The organism is Geodermatophilus ruber, from assembly GCF_900114385.1.
In the GTDB taxonomy this organism is placed as follows: domain Bacteria; phylum Actinomycetota; class Actinomycetes; order Mycobacteriales; family Geodermatophilaceae; genus Geodermatophilus; species Geodermatophilus ruber.
The window spans coordinates 148,209-172,548 of the sequence record NZ_FOSW01000004.1; the positions used below are offsets into that span (position 1 = coordinate 148,209).

23 protein-coding genes and 1 tRNA gene are annotated in these 24,340 nt (G+C 74.2%); 13 read left to right on the forward strand and 11 right to left on the reverse strand.

Annotation, left to right across the window (positions count from 1 at the left end; all coding sequences use genetic code 11):
• Positions 1-77 precede the first annotated feature (77 nt).
• The 4 genes from BMZ50_RS25015 to BMZ50_RS08230 all read right to left on the reverse strand — a co-directional run bounded on the left by BMZ50_RS25015 (position 78) and on the right by BMZ50_RS08230 (position 3,486).
• Positions 78-1,148: a LytR C-terminal domain-containing protein gene (locus tag BMZ50_RS25015; RefSeq protein ID WP_143087124.1), complete on the reverse strand. Its 1,071-nt coding sequence runs from the start codon at positions 1,146-1,148 to the stop codon at positions 78-80.
• Between the two features lie 467 nt (positions 1,149-1,615).
• Positions 1,616-1,984, reverse strand: a complete 369-nt coding sequence (locus tag BMZ50_RS08220) for a DUF3263 domain-containing protein (protein WP_091323050.1) — start codon at positions 1,982-1,984, stop codon at positions 1,616-1,618.
• Positions 1,985-2,075: 91 nt separating this feature from the next.
• A complete protein-coding gene (gene rarD / locus BMZ50_RS08225) occupies positions 2,076-2,993 on the reverse strand; it encodes an EamA family transporter RarD (RefSeq protein ID WP_091323052.1) in 918 nt (305 codons plus the stop codon).
• A 61-nt stretch (positions 2,994-3,054) separates the two neighbouring features.
• Positions 3,055-3,486 carry a CBS domain-containing protein gene (locus BMZ50_RS08230; protein ID WP_091323053.1) on the reverse strand — a complete coding sequence of 144 codons (432 nt, stop codon included), beginning with the start codon at positions 3,484-3,486 and terminating at the stop codon, positions 3,055-3,057.
• Between the two features lie 87 nt (positions 3,487-3,573).
• Between BMZ50_RS08230 and BMZ50_RS08235 the strand changes: the two genes are divergently transcribed.
• Both BMZ50_RS08235 and BMZ50_RS08240 read left to right on the forward strand, forming a co-directional pair.
• A complete protein-coding gene (locus BMZ50_RS08235; protein ID WP_091323056.1) occupies positions 3,574-3,996 on the forward strand; it encodes a DUF5313 family protein in 423 nt (140 codons plus the stop codon).
• Between the two features lie 43 nt (positions 3,997-4,039).
• Positions 4,040-4,474: a Rieske (2Fe-2S) protein gene (locus BMZ50_RS08240; RefSeq protein WP_091323058.1), complete on the forward strand. Its 435-nt coding sequence runs from the start codon at positions 4,040-4,042 to the stop codon at positions 4,472-4,474.
• Between the two features lie 7 nt (positions 4,475-4,481).
• On the opposite strand, the gene BMZ50_RS08245 is transcribed toward BMZ50_RS08240, so the two are convergent.
• Positions 4,482-4,691, reverse strand: a complete 210-nt coding sequence (locus BMZ50_RS08245) for a dodecin (RefSeq protein ID WP_091323061.1) — start codon at positions 4,689-4,691, stop codon at positions 4,482-4,484.
• 206 nt (positions 4,692-4,897) lie between these two features.
• Here BMZ50_RS08245 and BMZ50_RS08250 point away from each other — a divergent pair, with 206 nt between their 5' ends.
• Positions 4,898-6,403 carry a M20/M25/M40 family metallo-hydrolase gene (locus tag BMZ50_RS08250; protein ID WP_218146163.1) on the forward strand — a complete coding sequence of 502 codons (1,506 nt, stop codon included), beginning with the start codon at positions 4,898-4,900 and terminating at the stop codon, positions 6,401-6,403.
• A gap of 64 nt (positions 6,404-6,467) precedes the next feature.
• On the opposite strand, the gene BMZ50_RS08255 is transcribed toward BMZ50_RS08250, so the two are convergent.
• Positions 6,468-6,540 (reverse strand) — tRNA-Thr (locus BMZ50_RS08255).
• 1,512 nt (positions 6,541-8,052) lie between these two features.
• Here BMZ50_RS08255 and BMZ50_RS08270 point away from each other — a divergent pair.
• The 4 genes from BMZ50_RS08270 to BMZ50_RS08285 all read left to right on the forward strand — a co-directional run bounded on the left by BMZ50_RS08270 (position 8,053) and on the right by BMZ50_RS08285 (position 11,383).
• Positions 8,053-8,403, forward strand: coding sequence for a DUF8129 domain-containing protein (locus tag BMZ50_RS08270; RefSeq protein WP_091323065.1), 351 nt, complete (start codon positions 8,053-8,055; stop codon positions 8,401-8,403).
• A gap of 243 nt (positions 8,404-8,646) precedes the next feature.
• A complete protein-coding gene (locus tag BMZ50_RS08275) occupies positions 8,647-9,027 on the forward strand; it encodes a DUF2267 domain-containing protein (protein ID WP_091323068.1) in 381 nt (126 codons plus the stop codon).
• 698 nt (positions 9,028-9,725) lie between these two features.
• Positions 9,726-10,592 (forward strand): MOSC domain-containing protein, encoded by an 867-nt coding sequence (locus BMZ50_RS08280; protein WP_218146164.1) that lies wholly within the window; start codon positions 9,726-9,728, stop codon positions 10,590-10,592.
• A gap of 125 nt (positions 10,593-10,717) precedes the next feature.
• Positions 10,718-11,383 (forward strand): HAD family hydrolase, encoded by a 666-nt coding sequence (locus tag BMZ50_RS08285; RefSeq protein WP_091323072.1) that lies wholly within the window; start codon positions 10,718-10,720, stop codon positions 11,381-11,383.
• Between the two features lie 25 nt (positions 11,384-11,408).
• Here BMZ50_RS08285 and BMZ50_RS08290 read toward each other — a convergent pair whose 3' ends face one another.
• A complete protein-coding gene (locus BMZ50_RS08290; protein WP_091323074.1) occupies positions 11,409-12,764 on the reverse strand; it encodes an SLC13 family permease in 1,356 nt (451 codons plus the stop codon).
• Positions 12,765-12,900: 136 nt separating this feature from the next.
• Here BMZ50_RS08290 and BMZ50_RS08295 point away from each other — a divergent pair, with 136 nt between their 5' ends.
• Positions 12,901-13,503, forward strand: coding sequence for a FadR/GntR family transcriptional regulator (locus BMZ50_RS08295; protein WP_218146165.1), 603 nt, complete (start codon positions 12,901-12,903; stop codon positions 13,501-13,503).
• Positions 13,504-13,640: 137 nt separating this feature from the next.
• A complete protein-coding gene (locus tag BMZ50_RS08300) occupies positions 13,641-14,408 on the forward strand; it encodes a sulfite exporter TauE/SafE family protein (protein WP_091323077.1) in 768 nt (255 codons plus the stop codon).
• Positions 14,409-14,674: 266 nt separating this feature from the next.
• On the opposite strand, the gene BMZ50_RS08305 is transcribed toward BMZ50_RS08300, so the two are convergent.
• The 4 genes from BMZ50_RS08305 to BMZ50_RS08320 form a co-directional block, all read right to left on the reverse strand.
• Positions 14,675-15,349, reverse strand: a complete 675-nt coding sequence (locus BMZ50_RS08305; protein ID WP_091323079.1) for a response regulator — start codon at positions 15,347-15,349, stop codon at positions 14,675-14,677.
• Positions 15,346-16,857: a sensor histidine kinase gene (locus BMZ50_RS08310; RefSeq protein WP_091323081.1), complete on the reverse strand. Its 1,512-nt coding sequence runs from the start codon at positions 16,855-16,857 to the stop codon at positions 15,346-15,348. Before BMZ50_RS08310 ends, BMZ50_RS08305 begins: the two co-directional genes overlap by 4 nt.
• Before the next feature lie 52 nt (positions 16,858-16,909).
• A complete protein-coding gene (locus tag BMZ50_RS08315) occupies positions 16,910-18,856 on the reverse strand; it encodes an APC family permease (protein ID WP_091323083.1) in 1,947 nt (648 codons plus the stop codon).
• 153 nt (positions 18,857-19,009) lie between these two features.
• Positions 19,010-19,690, reverse strand: coding sequence for a hypothetical protein (locus tag BMZ50_RS08320; RefSeq protein WP_091323085.1), 681 nt, complete (start codon positions 19,688-19,690; stop codon positions 19,010-19,012).
• A 182-nt stretch (positions 19,691-19,872) separates the two neighbouring features.
• Between BMZ50_RS08320 and BMZ50_RS08325 the strand changes: the two genes are divergently transcribed.
• The 4 genes from BMZ50_RS08325 to BMZ50_RS08340 all read left to right on the forward strand — a co-directional run bounded on the left by BMZ50_RS08325 (position 19,873) and on the right by BMZ50_RS08340 (position 24,334).
• Positions 19,873-20,772, forward strand: a complete 900-nt coding sequence (locus tag BMZ50_RS08325; RefSeq protein ID WP_091323561.1) for a universal stress protein — start codon at positions 19,873-19,875, stop codon at positions 20,770-20,772.
• A gap of 51 nt (positions 20,773-20,823) precedes the next feature.
• Positions 20,824-21,600, forward strand: coding sequence for an ABC transporter permease (locus BMZ50_RS08330; protein WP_091323086.1), 777 nt, complete (start codon positions 20,824-20,826; stop codon positions 21,598-21,600).
• A 105-nt stretch (positions 21,601-21,705) separates the two neighbouring features.
• Complete coding sequence (locus BMZ50_RS08335) at positions 21,706-23,007, forward strand: S1C family serine protease (RefSeq protein ID WP_091323087.1); 1,302 nt, start codon at positions 21,706-21,708, stop codon at positions 23,005-23,007.
• 46 nt (positions 23,008-23,053) lie between these two features.
• The gene (locus BMZ50_RS08340; RefSeq protein ID WP_245753462.1) at positions 23,054-24,334 is read left to right on the forward strand and encodes a DUF445 domain-containing protein; all 1,281 of its coding nucleotides are present in this window, start codon (positions 23,054-23,056) and stop codon (positions 24,332-24,334) included.
• The last annotated feature ends 6 nt before the right edge of the window (positions 24,335-24,340 follow it).

A 24,340-nucleotide genomic window follows, 5' to 3' on the forward strand; every position in this document is an offset into this window, starting at 1 on the left:
ACGGGACGCACGGAGCGGCCAACGGACGGGGGCACGCCAGGGTTCCGGAATCCCCGCACGGATCCGATGTCGTGCGGTCAGGGCCGCCACTCGCCGGTGGCCACCAGGACCAGGCCGGGCGCGTCGACGTCGGACACCTCGAAGAAGCGCGGAACCGGGCCGGAGACCTGCGGGAACTGCTCGATCAGCTGGACGGCGGCCTGGCGCTGTGTCTCGTCGCCGTCGGTGAAGTAGACCGTGGTGGTGGCGACGTCCCCGCCGTTGTAGGCGCCGACGGCGGGCGACTCCCAGCCGGCGCCGCCGAGCTCGTCGGCGATGTCGGCGGCCAGCCCGGTGACGCCGGTGGCGTTCAGCACGGTCACCGGCACGCGCACCGGGGTGTCGGGCGCCTCCTCGACCGGCGGCAGCGGCGCGACCGACAGCGGCGGGAGGGCCGAGCTGGGTGCGGCGCTCGCGGTGGGGGTCGACGGGGTGGACCCGGTGGCCGAGGACTGCGCCGCCTCCTGCGCGTCGGGTGCGGCGAAGGAGTAGACGCCGAGCACCAGCAGCGCGACCACGGCGACCGCGAGCAGCCCGGCCGCGGAGCGGCGCACGCCGCTGGCCCGGCGGCCGCCGCCGTCCTCGTCCGACGGGGCCGCGGGGGTGGCACCGCTGCGGCGGGCGGCGCGCCGACGCTCGGCCTCGGCGGCCTGCCGCTCGGCGCGGAACGCGGCGCGACCACCGACGACCCCGGTCGAGGAGCCGGTGGACGGTCCGGTCGTGGGGCCCGGCGTGGGCTCGGGGCCCTCCTCCCGTTCCTCGGCGTCAGCCCGGCGGCGCGAGGTCGCCCGGTCGGGGATCGCCTGGGTGGCCGGCGGCGCGGCGGGCGTCTCGTCCCTGCTGCGGGAGGGGCTGGTCCAGTCCCGGTAGCCGGCCGCGACGGTCCCGGCCGGCTCGGCCGCGGGGTACCCCGTCGGCGACGCGGTGCCGGTGGCCCGGGCCGCCGGGGACCGGTCGCGGCCCGCATCGCGCGGGGCGTCCCCGGCAGGGTCGGCGGGCCAGCCGGCGACCGCCGCCTCGCCCGGGGCGGGCTCGTCACTGTCGCGGCCGGGGGTGGGGACGGCCTGGAACGGCGCCATCGTGGTCCGGGGTGCGGCCGGAGGTGCCACGGCCGGAGGTGTCACGGCCGGAGGTGCCACGGCCGGAGGTGCCACGGCCGGAGGTGCCACGGCCGGAGGTGCCACGGCCGGCGGCACGGGCAGCCGCGGGCGGGTCAGCGGCGCGGACTGCACCGGCTGGGGACGGGCCGGCTGCGGCACCGGCCGGGCCAGTGCGCTCCGGCCGGCCGGCCGCGGCGGCTGGCCGCTCGGCCGCGGAGGGGCGGGGGGCGCCGAGCGCGGCGGGACCGGACGCCGGCGGCCCGGGTCCTCCCCCGCGTCGAGCAGGCCGTCCCGGCGGCGTTCGGCCCGGCTGCGGCCCGGCGTCGTCGGGTGGTCGCTCAGGTCCGGATCGATCGGCACGGACGGACGGGCACCGTCCCCGACGTCCGTGCGGCGACGTCCATGCGGGAGCGGAGTCGCCCCCTGCTCCGGTCCGTCACCGCCTGACGCGGCGTGCCTGCCCACGGTGAGCAAATCTAAACGGCGGAGCCCCCGTTGCCCAGAACCCGAGACGAACGCCGCTGGCCGCGCGCGGCGCGCAGTCTGCGCAGGCGGCGGACGAGCAGCGGATCGGCCGCCAGCGCGTCCGGCTGGTCGACCAGCGCGTTGAGCACCTGGTAGTAGCGCGTCGGAGCGAGGCCGAACCGATCACGGATCGCCGTCTCCTTGGCGCCCGGCCGGCGCCACCATTGCCGTTCGAAGGCGAGCATGTCGTGCTCGCGGCGGGAGAGCCCACCGGTCGGGGCGGACCGCTCGGGCTCGCCCGGCGGGGTCGTGTCGTGCTCCGGGGGGGCATGTCCCTCGCCCCCCGGCGGGGAGACCGCGGGAGCTGGTTCGGGAGTCATCGGTGGTCCTTCTGTGCTGGTGCGTAGGACCCGACGGTAGCCCCGCCGACCGACATTTCGGCCACCCGCCACGACGGGGAACGGCGGCGCGTCAGACCGGCTCGGTGAGGGCCTCCATGGCGCGCCGGCGGGTCCCGGCCCGGGCCTGGCGGAGGCTGTCCACGGTGAAGACCGCCAACGCCACCCAGACGATGAGGAACCCGACCAGCCGGGCCGCGGGCATCGGTTCCTGGAAGACGAAGACACCGATGGCCAGCTGCATCAGCGGGGTCACGTACTGCAGCAGCCCGACCGTGGCCAGCGGGATGCGCCGGGTCGAGGCGGCGAAGAGAAGCAGCGGGACGGCGGTGGCGACCCCGGAGCTCATGAGCAGCAGCAGGTGGCCGACGCCGGCGCTGCCCGCGGACGCGTCCCCGCCGGCGTGCAGCACGGCGAGGCAGATCACCGCGGGGACGACGACCAGCGCCGTCTCGACGAACAGCCCCGGCGCCGCCTCCACCCGCACGAGCTTCTTCATCAGCCCGTAGAGGCCGAAGCTGGCGGCGAGGGTGAGGGCGATCCACGGCGGGCGGCCGTAGTCGACGGTCAGCACGGCGACGGCCACGGCGGCGATGCCGACCGCGGTCCACTGCAGGGGGCGCAGTCGCTCGGCGAAGACCACGACGCCCAGCAGCACGCTGACCAGCGGGTTGATGAAGTAGCCGAGCGAGGTCTCGACCACGTGCCCGGAGTTGACCGCGTAGACGAAGACCAGCCAGTTGGCGGCGATGAGCACCGCGGCGCCGAGCAGCACCAGCAGCGTCCGCCGGTCGGTGACGGCGGCCCGAACGTGCGGCCAGCGGCGCAGCGCGGTCAGCAGGACGGCGATGAAGACCAGCGACCAGACGACCCGGTGCGCCACGATCTCGACGCCACCGGCCGGCTTCAGGAGCGGGAAGTAGAGGGGGAACAGGCCCCACAGGAGGTAGGCGCTCAGCCCGGAGGCGACTCCCAGACGGCGCTCGTCCACCCGCGCACCGTACGCCCGGGCCCCGCCGGGACGGCGTCCGGATCGTGAGCAGGGCTCAGCATCAGACGGTCTGGATGTAGTCCACCAGCTGGGCTCGCTCGTTCTCCAGCTCGTCGAGCCGGGCCTTCACGACGTCCCCGATCGAGACGATCCCGACGAGCACCCCGCCCTCCACGACCGGGACGTGGCGCACCCGGCGGTCGGTCATCGTGCGGGCGAGCTCCTCCACCCCCGCGGCGGGCACGGAGGTGTGCACCTCGGTGGTCATGACCGCGGACACCGGCTCGGCCAGGAGCCCGGCGCCGTGTTCGTGCAGCCCGCGGACGATGTCGCGCTCGGAGACGATGCCGTCGATCGTGCGCCCGTCGGCGGAGACGACCAGCGCGCCGACGCCGTGGTGCGCCAGGAGCGCGAGCGCGGTCCGCACGCTGGCGGCACCGTCGACGGTGGCGACGTGGGAACCCTTGCGACGGAGCAGCTGGGTGATGCGCACGGGGGGCCTCCCTGCCGAGGGTGCTGCAGCAGTGTGCTCCAGCTCACAGGGCTTCGGCAACGGTCGCGCCGGGCCTACCGTCGGGGTGTGCACGGCCGGCACTCCACGCGCTCGACCCCGCAGCGACCCACGGCGCTGCAATGGCTCCGCTACGCCCTGGGCGCCGGCCTGCCCGCCGAACTCGCACCCTGGGTGCTGGCCGACACGACCGGCCCGGGCTGGGTGCGCCGCCACCTGCTCCGCGCGGTCGTGCAGCTGTCGCCCGTCCTGGTCCTCTGCCTCGTCGTCGTGCCCGTGCCGCTGAGCTACCGCCTCTCGGCCGCGGCCGGCGGACTGCTGCTCGGGCTGTTCTTCTCGGTGGCCTTCATGACCGAGACCACCGAGCACCGGGTCGCCAAGGCCGGTTACCGGCCGGGGACGGCCGCCCGGCTGCGCGCCGAGCGCACCGAGCGGGAGCGGCTCGAGCGCCGCTCCCCCTACCGCCAGGGCGGCGCCGGCAGCTTCGACTGAGCACCTCGCACGGGTCGCGAGGGCCTGGGGGACGATCGCCGTCGTGACCGCGCCCCCCGCCCGCCGCACCGCTCCCGCCTGCCTCTCCCGCCGCGCCGTCCTCGGTGCCGCCGGCGCCGGCCTCGGCGCGCTCGCGCTCGCCGGATGCGGCGGCGACGGCGTCCGCGAGGTGAGCGGTACCGGCAGCGGCACCGTGCTCGCCCGGCTGGACGAGATCCCCGAGGGCGGAGCGCTGGAGCTGGCCGTCGGCGAGCAGCGGATCGTGCTGGCCCGCCCGTCCGGCGACCGGGTGGCCGCCTACGACGCCACCTGCACGCACCAGGGCTGCGCCGTCCGGCCGGACGGCGACGAGCTGGTCTGCCCCTGCCACGGCTCGGCGTTCGACCCGGCCGACGGCGGCGTGCTCGAGGGGCCGGCGACCGAACCGCTCGCCCCGGTCGACGTCGTCGTCGAGGGGGACGAGGTCCGGCTGGCCTGAGCCGGGGTCAGTCCTCGACCCGGAAGCCGATCGCCAGCCGTACCTGGAAGTAGGCGACGTCGCCGTCGACGACCTGGCCGCGGATCTCCTTGGCCTCGAACCAGTCGATGTTCCGCACCGTCTCCGCGGCCTTGCGGATCGCCGTGCGGATCGCGTCGTCGACGCCGGTCCTGCTGCTGCCCACGATCTCGCTGAGCCGGTACACGTGGTCGCCCACGGCTGCCTCCCTGACGTCCCTCGACGGTGGGCCCGGGCCACACGCACCGACCGGGCGCGGTCGGAACGCTAGCGGTGGCGGGCACCCTGCACCACGCGGCGCCCGCCCCTCCCCGCACCACGCCGGGGGCCCGTAACGATCGACACGTCCCGTCGTTGGGCGGTTACGCGCAGTCGCGCGCCCGCCCCTCGCCGAAGGACGTCGCCGTGCACCCTCTGTCCCGCCGCCGCCTCGCCGTACCCCTCCTGCTCGCCCTTGCCTCCCCCGCCCTCCTCACGACACCGGCCGCGGCCGGGACCACGCCCGACACGACCGCGTTCCTCGACGCGGTCACCGTCGACGGCATCACCGAGCACCTGCTCGCCCTCCAGGGCATCGCGGAGGCGAACGACGGCAACCGCGCCAGCGGCTCCAGCGGCTACGACGCCTCGGCGGCGTACGTGGCCGAGAGGCTCACCGCTGCCGGCTACCGGGTCTCCACCCAGGAGTTCACCTTCTCCGCCTTCCGGGAGGTGGAGCCGGCCAGCTTCGCCCGCACGGCGCCCACGGCCCGGTCCTACGGGGCCGAGGACTTCGCCGTCATGGAGTACTCCGGCTCCGGCGAGGTCACGGCCGCGGTCACCCCGGTCGACCTCACGCTCCCCCCGCCCGCCGAGCCGGGTTCCACCTCGGGGTGCGAGGCGGCCGACTTCGCCGGGTTCCCCGGGGGCACCGTCGCCCTCGTCCAGCGGGGCACCTGCGACTTCGCCACGAAGGCCGGGAACGCTCAGGCGGCCGGCGCCGCGGCGGTCGTCGTCTTCAACGAGGGCCAGGAGGGCCGCACCGACGTCGTGGCCGGCACCCTCGGCGGCCCGGGCATCACGATCCCCGTGCTCGGTGCGAGCTTCGCGGTCGGTCAGGAGCTGGCGGCCCCGGAGTCGGCGGTGGCCATCCGCACCAGCACCCGGGTGGACGAGGAGACCACCTCCAACGTCATCGCCGACAGCCCCACCGGCCGCACCGACCGCACCGTCGTCGTCGGCGCGCACCTGGACTCCGTGCCCGAGGGGCCGGGGATCAACGACAACGGCAGCGGTGCGGCCACGATCCTCGAGATCGCCGAGGAGATGGCCGAGCTGGGCATCCAGCCGCGCAACGCCGTCCGGTTCGCCTTCTGGGGGGCGGAGGAGTCCGGCCTGCTGGGCGCCGAGCACTACGTGTCGCAGCTGACCGAGCGGCAGCGGAAGGACATCGCGCTGAACCTGAACTTCGACATGCTCGGCAGCCCGAACTACGCACGGTTCGTCTACGACGGCGACGGCTCCGACACGCCCGACGCGGGCCCGAACGGCAGCGGGAACATCGAGCGGGTCTTCCTCGACCACTTCGCCGCCCGCGGCCTGGCCGCCGAGCCCACCGCCTTCGACGGCCGCTCGGACTACGGCCCCTTCATCGCGGCGGGCATCCCGGCCGGCGGGTTGTTCTCCGGCGCGGAGGGCGTCAAGACCGAGGAGCAGGTCGCGCGGTACGGCGGGGAGGCCGGAGCGCCCTACGACGCCTGCTACCACACGGCCTGCGACGACATCACCAACATCAACCCGACCGCGCTCGACGAGCTGGGTGACGCCGCGGCCCACGCCACGCTGGTGTTCGCCCAGACCCGGTCGTCGGTGAACGGCACCGCCCGGGCCGGCGGCTCCGGCGGCTCCGCCGGGCACGGCCTGGCCCGCTGACGCGGTGACGGCGGGTGGGCGGCCGGCCGGCCGCCCACCCGCCCCACCCGTCCCACCCGGCGCGAGCCGACGAGGGGACTCGAACCCCTAACCGCCCGATTACAAGTCGGGTGCGCTACCAATTGCGCCACGTCGGCGGGACATGGGAACAAGTCCCGGGACAAGGATAGGGACAACGCAGGGGAGAACTCCGCGGCGCCTGACCGGTGCTCGACCCCGCCGTCGGCGCGCTTCCGACGAGGGCTGCCCCGCCGCCCTACGGTGGCCGATGACCGGGGCTGCAGCCCGACGTCGTGGCGGGCGGCCACGGCGCCGGAGCACCTCGCCTCGCAGGCGGTGCTGACGCGGGCAGGGCTCGTGGGCTCCGGGACCGTGGCAGCGGACGCACGACCCGAGCCGCGGAGCGTACGGGATCCGACGGTTGACGGAACGGGCCGGCCGATCGATGAGTTCCGGGTCCTGCGCAGGTCACGGCCTCGCGGACCCCCAAGAGATCGATGCGCTCGTACCCGAAGGAGACGCACGGCCAAGCTCATCTACTCGATGGTCACCTCGCTCACCGGCTACGCCGAGGCAGCCGAGGGCGACCTCGGCACCGGGGCCGAGGACCCGGAGGTGCACACCTTCATCGGCGACCGCTTCCGGCGAGACCGGACTGATCTACGCGCACTACCGGACCCGCTGAGCCGCACCGGTTGGTGGCCCTGTCGAGGGCCGAGCCGGGGCAGATGAGCCTGGCCGGGCGGACAGCGGCGGCGTTCCAGAAGCCGCCGGCCACCGTTCCAGGATCCGCCAGACGGCGTCCTGGGATCCACTCCGACCATCGTCGGCGGACGCGCGAAAGGCTTCCGGCAGGCCAGGGCCCAGGGCTACCGGCAGCGGCATCTCCGCCCGAGCACCGGTCTCTGAACGACGCCGAACCGGTCGACGTCGCGCTGGTCGACGACCAGGGCGAGATGCTGGCGCTCGAGCAGCGGATCCCCGGCTTCGCCCACGGCATCCACAGCAGTCTCGACGTTCCCTGGGTCTGCAGCAGCGGCACCCGCGCTTCTACGCGCACGAGTCCCACGTCACCCGGCGCTGGGACACCGACCGGTACCGGCACCGTGCCGACAGCTTGATCGATCACCTCCTGCGGAAGTCAGGCCTGTGACCACCCTTTCCGGAAGAGTTCCTGGTCGGGGCCGGCTTCGAGACCTCCGGATCCGCACGGCTTTCGGGAGCGAGCGATGAGCGCCGAACCGCGACTGCGCCTCATCGGAGGTGGCAGCAGCGCCAGCCCACGGTCGGCACAGGTGCTGGCCATCCTGGACGGCACGCGAGTGGTGATCCGGACCGGGCCGGACATGACCGGCCCGCACACCACGGCGCTCGCCGTTCGGCGGGAGGACCGCCCGACTGTTCGGGGACGGAGCGTGGTGCCCCAGCTACGTGGTGGTCGGATCAGTGAGCGTCCGATCCGTCGGCTGGCCCTGGAGCTCTGGGCCGAGGAACCTTGACCCAGGCCCAGACAAAGGCTCTCATCGCCAGCATGTAGGCGGAGCCCGACTCCGGACCGTGTCGTTCCCATCAACCCGGCCGTCCTACCGGCATCGGCCCCGAGCCGGGGTGGGTCGATTTCGGGGCGCGGCTCCCGGGGAGAACAGAAGATGACCAAGCGCGACGAACTGCCCCTGCCCGATTACGAGCATCTGCCCCTCGAGACCCTGAGGCACCGGATCCGCATGCTGGACGCGGACGGCGTGCAGAAGCTGCTGGACTACGAGCGGGCACACGGCAATCGGCTGCCGGTGGTTCTAGTGATGGAGAGCTGGCTGGAGGAGCTGCGCGAGGGGGCTCAGCCCTCCGATGGCCATCCGTTCGAGCTCAAGCCCGAGGCGCCACCCCCGCCGGCCGGCGGGCCGAAGGTGTCAGAGGCGACGGCCGGCCCGCGCGTCAGGCCGCCGATGCGCGGCAGGCCGACCGCGCCGGCCCGGCCGTTCACGCCGCCGCCCGGGTGACGCGAGGCCGCGCCGACCAGCACGTCGGACGCGGGGAGCTGTCCCTGCGCCACTCATGTCAAGCCGTGTGCCTCACTCCACGCTGGAGAGTGCCGGCAGCATGGGCAGCCCTGCCGATACCGGCTCGCCGGGCGCCGGGCTGCAATGAACGCGTCGCCTCGGTGACCGGGATGCGGACGGCCCGGCAAGGGCAGCCCGCCGTCGCGACGAACCACGTCAACTTCGGCGATACACGGAGGAACGATGAAGTACGACGAGTTCATCGAGTCCGTCAGCCAGCGGACCGGGCTTCCCCGCGAGGCCGCGGAGACGCTCCTCCACGCCACCCTGCGGGTACTGGCCGAACGCCTCAGCGGTGGCGAGGCCGAGGACCTCCAGGCCCAGATGCCGAAGGAGCTGAAGGAGGACCTCGCAGTCCCGAAGGACAAGCCGGCCGAGTCGTTCGGCGCGGCAGAGTTCACGCGGCGGGTCGCCCAACGAGCCGGCATCGACGAGCCAGCCGCCCAGATCGGCGCGGCCGCCGTGCTCGCGACGATCGGTGACGCGGTCACCCCCGGCGAGTTCGACGACGTGCTGTCACAGCTGGGCCGGGAGTACGCCGCGCTCATGGGGACAGCGAGCTAACCGGCCGCTCCCGACCGGCTGCTCCAGGACACGTCCTGCGAGGCCTCCAACGTCGACCCGGCGACCTCGATCACCGGGAACCAGTCACTCGACGGCGGCAGCGTTCACTTCGCCGCCGACCACCAGCATCTACCCGCTCGTCTGCTTCCCGGCTCGTGTCCACCGGGGGTCACGGATCCCCAGCGAGGCGAGACGAATCGCCCTGGCATCCGTGATGGGGGCGGCGGGCATTGACGCTCGAAATGGGCGCCCCGACAGTGGGGCCGGGCCCGTGGGCGCAAGCGGGACGAGTGGGCAATCCCACGGGCGTGGAGGCGTCATGGAGCCCGACGAAGGCCTCGCTCGGGGACCGACGAGGCTCACCGGCGGGGTCCTTCCGGCCGGCTCCGCACACCTGGTGAACGAGGTGGTGCGGGCGGCGCCGGAGGCCTCAGCAGAAGACGGGTCGCCTGATGGGACGCGCATCGCCACCGCGGGACCCCCCAGGCCGAGTGGGCGTTCTTCATGGAGGACCTGCATCGGCGCGCCCATCCGGTTCCAGGTGGCGCCACGGCAGGCGGAGCTGGATGCGACCGCGTAGGCCGAGAGCGGCCCGGCCCGGTCAGCGGTAGGCGCCCAGCAGGGGTCCCGCGACAGGTGCAGAGCGAAGCTCCCCAAACCCGGAGGTCGTGATGGAGCAGCAACAAGCGGGATCGGTGGTGGGAATCTGGCGGTATCCGGTCAAGTCCATGATGGGCGAAGAGCTCAATGCGTCCCAGGTCACGGAACGGGGGCTGCTGGGTGACCGGGCGTACGGGCTGATGGACCGCTCGACCGGCAAGGTGGCCAGCGCCAAGAACCCCCGGAAATGGCCGCGGCTGTTCGACTTCCGCGCCGCCTACGTGGACCCGCCGCGCCCCGGGGCCCAGCTGCCCGAAGTCCGGATCACCCTGCCCGACGGTGCGGTACTCACCAGCAGCCAGGCAGACCTCGATCAGACGCTCTCACGCGTACTGCAGCGCGAGGTCACCCTCGAGAAGGCCGATCCGGGCCGGCAGCCGGGGCCCCGGTCCAGGGTGCCCACTCCGCGGGCTCCCGAGCCTGCCCGCGCGGAGGAGTACTGGCCGGACATGGAGGGCCTCGACTACCGGGACACCGTCACCGACTTCGACATGCCCGAGCACACGTTCTTCGACCTGGCGGTGGTTCACGTCCTGACCACCGCGACCCTGGATCGACTGCGCGAGCTCTACCCCCAGGGGCGGTTCGAGGTCCGCCGGTTCCGCCCGAACATCGTCGTACGCGCACCCGACGACGCGAACGGCTTCGTGGAGAACGACTGGATCGGCTCGACGGTGCGCATCGGCGACGATGTCCGGCTGAGTGTCACTGGCCCCTGCCCCCGCTGCGTCATGACAACCCTCCCCCAGGGTGACCTGCCCAAGGATTCCGGCATCCTTCGCACCGCGGCGCGTCACAACCAGACGAACGTCGGCGTCTACGCCACGGTCGTCCGGGGCGGTGAGGTCCGGCGGGGTGCGGCCATCACGGTCGAAGAGCCGGTCGCGGCCCCGCTCCAGGTGTAGGACCCGCGGACCGCATCGACCGCCACGCCGCATGGCATCAGCCCATCGCCGGCCCGGAGCAGCGTGGCCGGCCAGCATGTTCCACGACGCCGACAGCGCTACTCCGAACCCCGATACTCCTCGGTGTGATCGTCACCTTCGACCTGTTCAGCGCTCTGACCGACAGTCGCACCGGCGGCTCGGCCGTCTTCGCCGACCTGGCCGCCCGTCGCGGCTGGGACCGGACCGGCGTTGAGCTCTACGACCACTGGGACCGGCACAACAAGGGCCTGCAGCGCACCGCCCGGCCCCCGGTGACGTTCTCCGAGCTGTCCCGGCAGGCCCTGGCACGGACCTACGACGAGTTCGGTCTGGGCCAGGGAACGGTCGAAGTGGACCTGGCCACCATCGAGGAGTCGGTTCCGGAATGGCCGCTGTGGCCGGACGTCGCCGACGGGGTCCGCGCCGTGGCGGCCGAGCACCGGACCGGCATCCTGTCGAACGTCGACGATGCGCTCGCCCGCACGACGCGCGCCGCACGTCTCGTCGAGCCGGAGCTGCTGCTGACCTCGCAGCGGCTGGGCGCCTACAAGCCGAGCGAGCAGATCTACCGCCGCGCAGCCGCGACCGTGGCCCCGGACCGGCTCGTGCACGTGGCCGCGTCGGCGCGGGACGTGCGCGGCGCACTGGAGGCCGGGATCACCACGGTGCGCCTGGTGCGCCGCGGCCACGCCGTCGACGCGGAAGGTCCGCAGCCGTCGCTCGAGGTCGAGGAGGCTGCGGACCTTCCGGGGGTCCTGCAGACGCTGTGAACGCCGGCCGCCGACGCGGCTGGGCTCAGGCGGTGGGCAGCACCAGCACGGCCCACACGACGATCGGTGCGACCACGACGATCGACATGCCCCACTGCATCAGCCGCTTGAAGACCAGGTCCCGGTCGTTCGGGTCGGCGTTCGCCACCACGAGCGCACCGTTGGTGGAGAACGGGCTGCAATCGACGACCGAGCTGGAGATGCCGAGCGCGGCGATCAGGCCGATCGCGCTCACCTGATCGGTCAGCAGGAACGGCACGGCCAGCGGGATCAGCGCGCCGATGATGCCCGTGGTGGAGGCGAACGCCGAGACGACGGCACCGATCAGGCAGATCAGCAGGGCGGCCACCAGGGGTGCTCCCACTTCGGCGACCCGCTCGCCCAGCCAGTCGACGACCCCCTCGGCCTGGAGCAGGTTGACGTAGGTGACGATGCCGCCGATCAGCAGCACCGTGCCCCAGCTGATCTTCTCCACCGCACCCTTGGCCGCCTTCGGGAAGGCCAGGGTGAGGGCGACGGCGATGGTGAGAGCGGTGAAGCCGACGTCGAGGTCGAAACCCAGCGCGCCGACGATCAGGGCGACGAGCCCGAGCAGGGTCACGATGCGCTCGGGGTTGAGGCGGTGGTCGTCGTCGGCCTCGCCGCCCGCTGCCCCGCTGCGCGTCACCTCCGCCGCGGAGTGCGGGGTTCCACCGGTCGCCGTCCGCGTGGCGGCGTACGACACCTTCTCGGCCTCGGCGGCCATGGCTGCCACCTGGGCGTCCTCGCGGCCCCGGGCCACCAGCTCGCGGCCGCCGAAGACGAAGTAGGTGATGACCGCGATCACCGCGGCAGCCAGGAAGGTGGCCACGAACAGGAAGGCCGGGCTGCCAGGCAGGTCGTTCTGCTCGACGACGCCGTTGGTGATGCTGCCGAAGATGCCGATGGGCGAGAAGCTGCCGGCGGTCGCCCCCTGCACCACCATCATCCCCATCATCAGCGGGTTGATCCGGTAGCGCGCCGCGAAGCCCATGGCGATCGGGGCGACGATGGCCACCGCCGCGGGGCTGACGGCGCCGATCGCGGTGACGAGCGCGCAGACCAGGAACATCGCCCACGGGACGAGCGCGACGCGGCCGCCGACGGCGCGCACAGCGCCGTGCACCAACCAGTCCACCGTGCCGTTGTTCTTGGCCAGGGCGAACAGGTACGTGACGCCGACGAGAATGACGAAGAGGTTGCCGGGGAAACCGGTGAGGACGCCGTCCGCGTCCAGGGCGAAGACCGTCACTCCCACGATGAACGCCGCCACGAGCGCCAGGGCGCCCATGTTGACGCCACGCACGGTCGCGACGAGGAACACGATCGCGAGTACCGCGAGCGAGATGAGTTCGGGAGACAACGTCGTCCTAGGGGTGAGCAGGGGATGTGACGACGGTCATGTCGCCGCCGGGCATCCTGCCAGTGGATGAGCCACCTGACAACTGCGCCACTCTGACCCTAAGCTGCCGGGTATGGCCTCGGTCACCCCACGCCGGATGTCGCCCGTCCGTCGGGAACGGCTGTACGAGAGCCTGGCCGCCCACATCTCCGACTTCATCGAGGCGCAGGGCCTCGTCGGTGGCGACCGCCTCCCCTCGGAGCGCCAGCTCGCCACCGAGCTGGGGGTCAGCCGGGCCACCCTGTCCCGGGCGCTCGCGGCGCTGGAGACCCAGGGCCGGATCGAGGTCCGGCACGGGGTCGGCGCTCTCGTGCGCGACGCCGCGCCGTCGATCGACCCGGCGCCCGGCCCTCTGGGCGAGCAACTGGCGAGCCGGCCACCGGAGGAGGTGTACGCAGCCCGGGAGGCCATTCTGGCAGGGATCTCCCGTGCAGCCGCCACCAATCCGCAGTCCTCGCTCCGGCTCGCGATGCTGGCCGACGACGGCCGACCCCGGACCTTCGAGCACACGTGGCGGTGCATCCGCCGCCTGGCTGGGTCCCACCTGCTGGCCGACCTCGACGACATGCTTGCCGAGAAGGCCCCGGACCCGCCGGACTCGCCCGGCCTGCGCGCCTCTCTCGACGCCCTGGCCGAGGCGATCATCCGCGGCGACGGCAGCGCTGCGGCCACCGTGTGCCTCGGTCAGCTCACCGCCTGAACCCTCACCCGACCGGGGAATCGTCGCCCCGCCCGCCTCCCAGGCTCGACGACGTCGGGCTGTCGGCACACCGAAGGCCATCTGGTTCAGTGGTCTGGCCAGTGCGCCACCTGGTGACTGTCGACCGAGGAGCAGCAGTGAGCGGTCTGGACCATCTCCTCGTCGTCCTGGCCGGGTTCGGCGCGGGGCTGCTCACCTCCACGGTGGGCGTGGCGTCATTGCTCAGCTTCCCGATCCTGCTGGCGGTCGGCCTACCCCCCGTGCTGGCGAACGCCTCGAACACCCTCGGCCTGGTGCCGGCGGGGGCGGGCGCCGCGCTGGGGTTCCGTCGGGAGCTACGGCTCCACCGCGGCCTCACCTACCGGGTCGTCCTGCTCGCGGGCATCGCCGGCAGCGTGGGCGCGGCGCTCCTGCTGGCCCTGCCGCCCGGCGTGTTCGAGGCGATCGTGCCCTGGCTGATCCTCGGCACCTGCGTTCTCGTCGGGGTCCAGCCGCGCCTGTCGGCCTGGCTCGCGGTCCGGCGGGCGTCGTCGGGACGGTCGTCCGCCCGCGTCACGCTCGGGCCGCTCACCACCTTCTTCGTCTTCGTCACCGGAATCTACGGCGGCTACTTCGGCGCGGGAGCCGGCGTGATGATGATCGCTACCCTGGCGCTCGGCCTGGACGTCGACTTCCGCTTCGTCGCCGCACTGCGGACCCTCTCCGTCATGGCCTCGAACGTGGTCGCCGGTGCGATCTTCGCGGTCGTGGCCGAGGTCGACTGGCCCGTCGTGGCGCTGCTGGCCGTGAGCTCGATCGGCGGTGGATACCTCGGCGCACGCATCGCCCGCCGCCTGCCGGCCACCGTGCTGCGGATCGCGGTGGTCCTCGCCGGCGGGGCTGCCGCAGTGGCCCTGCTCATCTGAGCACGAGCACGGCCGGTTCGGTTGCTCGCTGCGGTGCGGCTTCGACCCGCTCGCCGTGCACGAACAGACCCCGGCCGCTCAGGCGTTCCACGGACACCGGCTCCACGTGCCGAAACCTGCACATGCCGTTCCGCGATTCAGCAGCGCGTCGAGCAGGCAGGCCCGCCGATACGGTCGGTGAGTGCGGCGCGCGCTCTCCGACGAACAGTGGTTCGCCGTCGCCGAGGGATAGCTCGCCGCCCCGGACGGCAGGAAGCCGTCCGCTGTCAGGGCTCGAAGCGGTAGCCGCGACCGGCCTCGGTGAGCAGATGGCGCGGGTTGGCCGCGTCGCGCTCGAGCTTGCGGCGCAGCGTCGCCATGTACACCCGCAGGTAGTTCGTCTGCTCCCGGTAGGCCGGGCCCCACACCTCGGTGAGCAGCCGGTGGTGGTCGACCACCTTGCCGGGGTTGCGGGCCAGCACCTCCAGCAGGTGCCACTCGGTGGGGGTGAGCGTGACGTTCCGGTCGCCGGCGGTGACCCGGCCGGCGGCCAGGTCGATGGTGAAGTCGTCGGTGGTGATGGTCGGTTGCGCCGGCGCGGGGCGGCCGCGGCGGATCGCGGCCCGGAGTCGGGCGAGCAGTTCGTCCATGCCGAAGGGCTTCCCGATGAAGTCGTCGGCGCCTGCATCGAGGGCGGCCACCTTCTGCCGGGACTGCTCGCGTGCCGAGAGCACGAGGATGGGCACGTCGGTCCAGCCGCGCAGTCCGGCGATGACCTCGCTGCCGTCCATGTCGGGCAGGCCCAGGTCGAGGATGACGGCGTCGAGTGGATGGGATGCGGCCAGGCGGAGTGCGCCGGCGCCGGTGTCGGCGGCGTGCACCTGGTAGCCGCGGGCGCGCAGGTTGATGCCGAGCGCGCGGACCAGTGCCGGGTCGTCGTCGACGACGAGGACCGTGCTCACCGCGCCCCCTGCCCAGTGGTCGTCGCGCCGCGCGGGACGCCCGCCAGCGGCAGGGTGAGCCGCATGGTCAGCCCGCCGCCGGGCGTCGGGTGCGCGGCCAGGCGGCCGTGCATGGCCTCGGCGAAGCCGCGGGCGACGGCGAGGCCGAGCCCGAGGCCGCCGGTGGCGCGGTCGCCGAGTGCGCCGGCCTCGCCGCGCAATCGCGTGAACGGGGCGAACATGGTGGCCTCGGAGCCCGCGGGCACGCCCGGGCCGTGGTCGATGACCTCGCAGACGACCGTGCCCGGCTCGGCTCCGAGCGCGCCGCGGACGGTGACGGTGCCCGCGCGACCGTGGCGCAGCGCGTTCTCCAGCACGTTGGCCAGCACCCGTTCGGCCAGCCCGACGTCGGCGAGCACGTCGGGCAGGTCCTCGGGGATGTCGAGGGCGACGGCGTCGAGGCGGCCCAGATCGATCAGCGCCCGGCCGACCAGCTCCTCCAGCCGGACCCGCTCGAGCGCGGTGCTGACGGCGCCGGCCTGCAGGCGGGAGGCGTCGAGCAGGTTGCCCACGAGCCGCTGCAGGCGATCGGTTCCGGTCTCGATGGTGGCCAGCAGCTCCGCGGTCTCGGTCGCGGTCCAGGCGACATCGTCCTGGCGCAGGCCGCTCACTGCGGCCTTGATGCCGGCCAGCGGGGTGCGTAGGTCGTGGCCGACGCCGGCGAGCAGGGTGGTGCGCATCCGGTCGGCGACCTCCAGCTGAGCGGCCTCCGCGGCCCGCTCGGCCAGCCGGTGGGTGATCAGCGCGCCGGCGGCGGCCTCGGCGTAGCTGGTGAGCACCCGCCGGTCGGCGGCGAACAGCTCGGGCCCGCGCACCCGCAGCGCGAGATCGGCCCCCGCCGGCACGCGGATCTCGTGCTCGTCGGCGCCGGGCGTGCTCTCACCGCTGGCCTCCACGAGGCGCCATCCGTCGTCGTCCCGTTCGAGCAGCGCGGCCTCGCGCATGCCGAACACCTGCCGCACCTGGGCCAGCAGATCCGGCAGGGTCTGGTGCTCGGCGAGCGCGGCCCCGGCCAGGCCGGAGAGCGCCTCGGCCTCCGCCCGGGCCCGGGCGGCCTCCGCGGTGCGGCGCGCGGCCAGGTCGACCACCCAGCTGACCGCGACCGCCACCCCCAGGTAGACGGCCAGGACGAGGACCTGCTCCGCGGACTCGATCACCAGCGTTCCGTACGGCGGAGTGAGGAACCAGTTGAGCAGCAGCGCGCCGGCGACCGCACCGGGCAGCGCGATCTGCATCCCGCCGAGCAGTGCCGCGGCGACGACCAGGGTGAACACCAGCAGCACCGGGACGGCGTAGTCCAGCTGCCGGGCCGGTCCATGCGCCAGCGCCAGCACCAGCAGGCCGGCGCCCAGCAGCGTCGCGCCCGCCCCTCGCCGCCGGCGGCTCAGCCCGGTGAAGCCCCCGGGGAGGGCGCCGGCCGGGTGCTGCATGCCGGCCGAGCCGCGGAACGGCGCCCTGGCCCCGGTCATGGGGATGAGCGTCCCACCGCTGGACCCCGCCGGTGGAGGGGACCGCGCAGGGCTAGCCGACCCCGACCGGGGTGCGGTCCTCGGGGTCCATCGCGGCGTGGCTGGAGGCCGGCTGCCAGGGCACGCTGGTGACCATCACGCCGGGCTGGAACAGCAGCCGGGTCTTCAGCCACAGCGCGGTCTGGTTGTGCAGCAGCGCCTCCCACCAGTGCCCGACGACGTACTCCGGGATGAACACGCACACCACGTCCCGCGGCGAGCTCCTGCGGATGGACCGGACGTGGTCGACCAGCGGCTGGACGATGTCGCGGAACGGGCTGTCGATCTCCGCCAGCGGCACCGGGATGTCGCGGCCCACCCACTCGGCGAACAGCCGGTCGGTCTCGGCCGGGTCGACGCGGACGGTGACCGCGGTCAGGTCGTCGGGGTGGATGGCGCGGGCGAACGCCAGCGTGCGCAGCGTCGGCTCGTTGATCTTCACGACCGGGACCACGGCGTGGATGCGGCTCGGGAGCGTCACCCCGCCCGGGCGCGGGGCGGCCTCAGCGTCGGCGGTGTCGTAGTGCCGGCGGATCCGCAGCATCAGCACGAACAGCAGCGGCATCGCGATGACCACGATCCACGCGCCGTGGGTGAACTTCGTGACCAGGACGAGGAGCAGGACCAGAGTGGTCATCGCCGCGCCGGTGGCGTTGATCGCCTGGGAGCGGCGCACCGACCGCCGGGTGCGAGGATCCCGCACCGCCCGGAGTTCTCGGCTCCAGTGCCGGACCATGCCGGCCTGGCTGAGGGTGAAGGAGACGAACACCCCGATGATGTAGAGCTGGATCAGCCGGGTGACGTCGGCATCGAAGGCGACGATCAGCAGCCCGGCGACCGCGGCGAGCAGCACGATGCCGTTGCTGAACACCAGCCGGTCACCGCGCCGGGCCAGCTGCCGGGGCAGGTGCCCGTCGTGCGCCAGCAGCGAGGCGAGCACCGGGAAGCCGTTGTAGGCGGTGTTCGCGGCGAGGACCAGGATCGCCGCGGTGAACGCCTGCAGCAGGTAGAAGGCGGGGCCGCCGCCGAAGACGGCCAGGCCGATCTGGCTGAGCGCCGTCCGCTGCTCCTGTCCGGCCGGCAGGCCGATCAGGTGAGCCGGGTCCTCGGCCATGTGCACGTGGGTGACGACGGCCAGCGCGGTGATGCCGGCGAACATGGTGATCGCCAGCCCGCCCATGGTCGCCAGCGTCGTGGCGGCGTTGCGGGACTTCGGTTCCTCGAAGCTCGGGACGCCGTTGCTCACCGCCTCCACGCCGGTCAGCGCGGTGCAGCCGCTGGCGAAAGCACGCAGCGCCAGGAACACGGTGAGCAACCCGCCGGTGCGGTGGTCGGGCACGAGGCCCCACGAGGCGCTCTCCGCCGTCAGGGTCTGGCCCGTGGCCAGCCGGAGCCCGGCCACGGCGAGCAGGATGAACACGATCGCGACGAAGCCGTAGGTGGGCACGGCGAACGCGCGCCCGGACTCCTTGACCCCGCGCAGGTTCACCACCGTCAGCAGCACCACCAGGGCCAGCGAGAGGACGACGGCGTGCGGCGCGAGCGCGGGGATCGCCGAGGTGATCGCCGCGACCCCCGCCACCACCGAGACCGCAACGGTGAGCACGTAGTCGACCAGCAGCGCGCTGGCCGCCACCAGGCTGGCCCGGACCCCGAGGTTGTCCCGGCTGACCGCGTAGGCGCCGCCGCCGTTCGGATAGGCGTAGCAGGTCTGCCGGTAGGAGGCGACGACGACCACCAGCAGGACCACGACCGCCGTCCCCAGCCACGGGGTCAGGTACAGCAGACCCAGCCCGCCGAGGCCGAGCACCAGCACGATCTGCTCGGTCGCGTACGCCACCGAGCTGAGCGGGTCGGAGCAGAACACCGGCAGCGCCAGCCGCTTGGGCAGCAGCGTCTCCCCGAGCCGGTCGCTGCGCAGCGGCCGGCCGATGAACCACCGCTTCGGGGTGTGCAGCACGGCGACTCCTGGGATCGGGCCCCAGACTCGGCGGCGGGCACCCCTCCCGACCGCGATCTTGATGTGTCTCTGATGCCCCCCGCCGCGTTTTCACGGCGCCTTGATGGCCCGTGCCGACCCGCACCCCGCGTGGAGCCCGGGCCGCGGAGGAGCTCAGGCGGCCGGGTCGCCGTAGCGCAGGTGGCCGGCGGGGTCGCTGCCCGGCAGCGGCACGGCGGCCAGCCAGCGCGCGAACCCGGCGGGATCGCGACGCTCCAGCTCGTCGAGGGTCTGCTGGCGACGGGCCACGATCGCCTGCCGGGTCGCCGGGTCCAGCCGGGCCCCCAGCGCCGCCGTCGACAGCACCCATTCCCGGCCCAGCGCCGCCGTCGACAGTTCCGCCACGGGCCGCAGCGGAGCGCTCGGGCCCCGTCCCGCCATCGACGGGGACCGGAGGGTGACAGGTGGCGCCGGGGAGGCCGCTGCGGGTGCGGCGCCGGTGGACGGCCTCCGGTGGGTTCGCACCAGCCAGACCGCGAGTCCGGCGGCCACGACGGCGCCGGCCACCAGGACCGCGATGACCGGCCCGGCCAGCGCGGCGGTCCCCGACAGCACCAGCACCACCGTGATCGCTGCGGCGCCCGCCCGCCCGGCCGCCTCCAGCATCGCCCGCCGGTCGTGCCGGGCGGACTCCTTCGCGATGCCACCGGCCAGGCACGCCGTCACCCCGCCGACCAGCCCGACGGCGATCATCGCGTCCGGGCTGAGCGCGAGGCCCCCCACGAGGGCCAGGAGGAGCACGGCGGCGAGGCCGAGCCCCAGCAGGAAACGGATGAGCGGTCCGCGGACGGGCACGGGGCAGCCTCCAGGACAGGCCGGACACGGGAAGCCGGCGCGGCGAGCACCGCCCGGCCCCTACCCCGCTTCCCCCAGCCACACCCTTCGACACGCGGAGGGTCTTCCCTGCCACCGCCGAGACGCGGACGATCGTGCGCAGGCACGGGGGACGACCGACGCGGAGGTGTTCGGTGACCACGATGACCCCGGCTCCTGGGAGCGTCTCGCCCGCGAGTGGACCGGTCGACGAGGGACCGCCGGTCCTGGATGTCGTGGTCGGCACCGACGGCAGCGAGTGCTCGCTGCGCGCGGTCCGCTGGGCCGCCGAGGAAGCGGCCCGCAGAGGCGCACCCCTGCGGATCGTGCACGCCACCCCCCACTTCGGCCGCAGCGGTGTCGCCGGGATGCCCGCGCGCGAGCTGCCGGCCGCCCGGGCGGTCACCGCGCAGGCGTACACCGTGGCGCGGCACACCGCGCCGGCCGTGGCCGCCGCCACCGAGGTCGTCCCCGGCGACCCGGTGACCACGCTGGTCCGCGCGGCCACCGATGCGCAGCTGATCGTGCTCGGCATCTCCACCACCGGCGCGGCCGACGAGATGGTCCTCGCCTCCGTCGCCCAGAAGGTGGCGGCCCGGTCGCCCCGGGCCGTCGTCGTCGTCCCCCGGCACCGCGCCGGCGTGGCCATGTCGCGCCCGCTGGTCGTCGTCCTCGGCCTGGGCCACCCCGAGGACGACGACCCGGTCGCCGTCTTCGCCGCCGAGGGGGCCCGCCGCAGCGGCCGGCCGCTCCTGGTGGTGCACACCCGGCCGACCACCGAGTCGGGCTGGACCGCCGATCCCGACGCGTGGGCCAGCCGGTTCCCCGACCTGGAGATCGGCCACCAGCCCCTGCCGCACGCGACCGGCGGGCGGGTGCTCGCCGCGGCCTGCCCCACGCTGCTGCTGTCGCTCAGCGCCGGGCACGGCGGCCTGCTGCACCGGCCGCTGGACGGGCTGCACCGCTGGCTGCTGCGGCACTGCACCTCGCCCATGGCGCTCGTGCCGCCGCCGCATCGGCCGACCGGTCTGGAGCCGCGCGAGGAGATCATCGCCGTGGGCTGAGCCGGCCGGCCGGTCCGCCGGGTCCCGACCCACCCGGCAAGATCGGCGCTCGTGGATTCCGCCGTCGTGGAGCTCGGGCCCCGGCTCGTCGGGGTGCTGGCCGCGCTCTCCGTGCTCGCCGCGGTCGTCGGCCGGGTCTCCGGCCTGGGCCAGGACCGGCCGATCGTCGTCGCGGTCCTGCGCGCGACGGTCCAGCTGGCCGCCGTCTCGGCGGTGCTCCTGCTCGTCGTCCGCTCGCTGCTCCTGTCGGTGGCGTTCGTGCTGCTCATGGTGGTCGTCGCCGCGATCACGGCAGCCGGGCGGGTGACCGGGCTCCCGCTGCGCGCCCCCGGCGCCGCGCCCCGGGTGCGGGTGGCCGCCGCCCCGATCGTCGTCGGCGCCGGTCCGGTGGTGGCCCTGATGCTGGCCAGCGGCACCGTGCCGCTGCGGGGCGAGGCGGTGATCCCGATCGCCGGGATCCTCATCGGAGGCGGGATGACCGCGACGTCGCTGGCCGGACGGCGGCTGCGCGAGGAGCTGGAGCTGCGGCGCGGCGAGGTGGAGGCCGCCCTCGCGCTCGGGCTGCTCCCGCGGGACGCCGTCCTGGAGGTCGCCCGGCCGGCCGCGGGCACGGCGCTGGTCCCGCCGCTGGACCAGACTCGCACGGTCGGCCTGGTGACGCTCCCGGGTGCCTTCGTCGGCGTGCTGCTCGGCGGTGGGAGCCCGCTGGACGCCGGGGCAGCCCAGCTGCTGGTCCTGGTCGGCCTGCTGGCCACCGAGGCGATCGCCGTCTGGGTGGTCACCGAGCTGGTCGCGCGCGGCCGTGTGCTCCAGGACCTGCCGCGGTAGACGCGTCCAGGAGTCTCACAGCCAACCGTCAGCGGCGGGGCAGCGATCGGTCGGACAGTAGGTACCGAGGGCGGCGGACCGCCGCCCGGGAGGAGAGAGCGACTCGTGAGCGACAACGGCACCACCCCCACGCCGGCCACCGGCCCGCAGCCCGGCGCGTGGACGCCGCCGCCGGCCTGGCAGCCGCCGGCCACCCCGCAGCCGGCACCCCCGCACCCGGGGGCCGGGTCCCACGGCGCCGTCCCTCCGGGCGGCGCGTACCCGGGGGCCGTGCCCCCTCCGCCGGCGCAGCCCCCGACCGCACGGGGTGGGCGGTGGCGGATCGGGATCGCCGGCCTGCTCGCCGGGGCGCTGATCGGCGGCGGCGCGGGCGCCGGGGTCGTGGCGCTCACCGACGACCCGGCCGGCCGCGGCGGCAGCACGGCGGCCGCGCAGAACGTGACGATCAAGAACCCGGAGACGGCGTCGGCGGTGACCGCCGCCGCGGCCAAGGCGGCCCCGAGCGTGGTGACCGTCTACGTCAGCGGCTCCTCCGGTTCCGGTAGCGGCTCGGGCGTCGTCCTCACCGACGACGGCTACGTCCTGACCAACAACCACGTCGTGAGCCTCGAGGGGAACGGCACGGCGACCGCGGTGTCGGTGCGCACCTCCGACGGCAGGCTCTACGACGCCACCGTCGTCGGTGCCCACCCGATCTCCGACCTGGCCGTGCTGCGGCTGGACGGCGCCTCCGGCCTCACCCCGGCGACCTTCGCCAACTCCGACAAGGTGCAGGTCGGGGACCTCGCGGTCGCGATCGGTGCGCCGCTCGGCCTGACCGACACCGTCACCGACGGGATCGTCAGCGCCACCGGCCGGGCCGTGGCCACCGGCTCCACCGAGGGCGACGCCACGGTGATCGACGCCCTGCAGACCGACGCCGCGATCAACCCGGGCAACTCCGGCGGCGCGCTGGTCAACAGCGCCGGTGAGGTGGTCGGCATCAACACCGCCATCGCCAGCGTCGCCACCGGCGGCCCCGGCAAGCAGGAGCAGAGCGGCAACATCGGCGTCGGCTTCGCCATCCCCAGCAACACCGCGCATCGCATCGCCAAGGAGATCATCGACAACGGCTCCGCGAAGACGACCTACCTCGGCGTCAGCGCCCGCACCGCCGCCGACGACACCAACCCCGAGATCGGCACCGGGGCCCAGATCGTGCAGGTGGAGCCGGGGACCCCGGCCGCCGACGCCGGGCTCCGGGCCGGTGACGTGGTCACCGCCGTCGGCGACCGCCTGATCACCACCTCCACCGAGCTCACCGCTGCCGTGCGCAGCCAGACGCCCGGCGAGCAGGTCGCCCTCACCGTGCAGCGCGGCGGGGACACCCAGCAGGTCGAGGTCACGCTGGGCAGCACCGACGGCTGACCGGCCCTCGGGCGCGGATGCCGGCACGGTGCCTAGGCTCGGGCAGGTGCCGGCCTCCCGCACGACCGCCCCCCTCGCCAGCTCGCTCGACGACCCGGCGCGGGCCCGGGACCTCGCCCGCATGAAGCGGCTGGCCACCAGCCTGTTCCTCGTCGCCGCAGCGGTCTTCCTCGGCTGCGTGCTGCTCGGGGAGGAGGCCGGCGCCTGGGTCGGGTACGTGCGCGCGACCGCGGAGGCGTCGATGGTGGGCGCGCTCGCCGACTGGTTCGCCGTCACCGCGCTGTTCCGGCACCCGCTCCGGCTGCCCATCCCCCACACCGCGATCATCCCGCGCAAGAAGGACCAGATCGGCGCCAGCCTGGGCACCTTCGTCCAGCAGAACTTCCTGACCCGCGACGTGGTCGAGGAGAAGCTGACCACCATCGACGTGCCCGGCCGGCTCGGCCAGTTCCTGGCCGCTCCGGGGCGGGCGGAGCGACTGGCCCGCGACGCCTCGGCCGTCGTCACCGCGCTGACCGAGCTGCTGCGCGACGAGGACCTGGAACCGGCGGTCGCCGCCCTCGTGGAGCGCAAGCTGCAGCAGACGCCCGCGGCGCCGGTCCTGGCCCGGGTGCTGGAGCTGGTCGTCGAGGGCGACCGCCACCAGGAGGTGCTGTCGGCCGGGCTGCGCCTGCTGTCCCGGTTCCTCGAGGAGAACCGGGTGGTCTTCCGGGCCCAGCTCGGCGACGCGTCCCCGGCCTGGGTGCCCGACTGGGTGGACGACCGGGTGTTCGACCGGGTCTTCGCCGGCGTGCAGAAGTTCCTCGACGAGGTGAGCGAGGACCCGCGGCACGAGCTGCGCCGCTCCTACGACGCCCGCCTCCGCGCCTACGTGCACGCGCTGCGGACCGACCCGGCGACGGCGGCCCGGATCGAGGCGCTGAAGAAGGAGCTGCTCGAGCACCCGGCGGTGCGCACCTGGTCGGGGTCGCTGTGGACCAACGTGAAGAACGCCGTCCTCGTCGCCGCAGCCGACCCGGCGTCGGAACTGCGGGCCCGCGTGACCGGGCTGATCCTCGAGCTGTCCGTCCGGCTGCGCAGCGATCCCACCGTCCGCGAACTCGTGCAGCGGCACGCGCACAGCATCGCCGGCTACCTCGTGGAGCGGTTCTCCGCCGACCTCGCGGACCTGGTGAGCAGCACCGTGCAGCGCTGGGACACCGAGGAGACCAGCCGGCGGATCGAGCTGCAGGTCGGCCGGGACCTGCAGTTCATCCGGATCAACGGCACCGTGGTCGGCGGGCTGGCCGGCCTGGCGATCTACACGGTGGCCCAGCTGATCGGCTGAAGAAGG

Bases quoted from the DNA above. Each gene is read 5' to 3' on its own strand.
- BMZ50_RS08295 (WP_218146165.1), top strand. From the start codon at position 12,901: ATGTCGCCCGTCCGTCGGGAACGGCTGTACGAGAGCCTGGCCGCCCAC.
- BMZ50_RS08220 (WP_091323050.1), bottom strand. From the start codon at position 1,984: ATGACTCCCGAACCAGCTCCCGCGGTCTCCCCGCCGGGGGGCGAGGGA.
- BMZ50_RS08325 (WP_091323561.1), top strand. From the start codon at position 19,873: ATGACCCCGGCTCCTGGGAGCGTCTCGCCCGCGAGTGGACCGGTCGAC.
- BMZ50_RS08270 (WP_091323065.1), top strand. From the start codon at position 8,053: ATGACCAAGCGCGACGAACTGCCCCTGCCCGATTACGAGCATCTGCCC.
- BMZ50_RS08310 (WP_091323081.1), bottom strand. From the start codon at position 16,857: ATGACCGGGGCCAGGGCGCCGTTCCGCGGCTCGGCCGGCATGCAGCAC.
- BMZ50_RS08275 (WP_091323068.1), top strand. From the start codon at position 8,647: ATGAAGTACGACGAGTTCATCGAGTCCGTCAGCCAGCGGACCGGGCTT.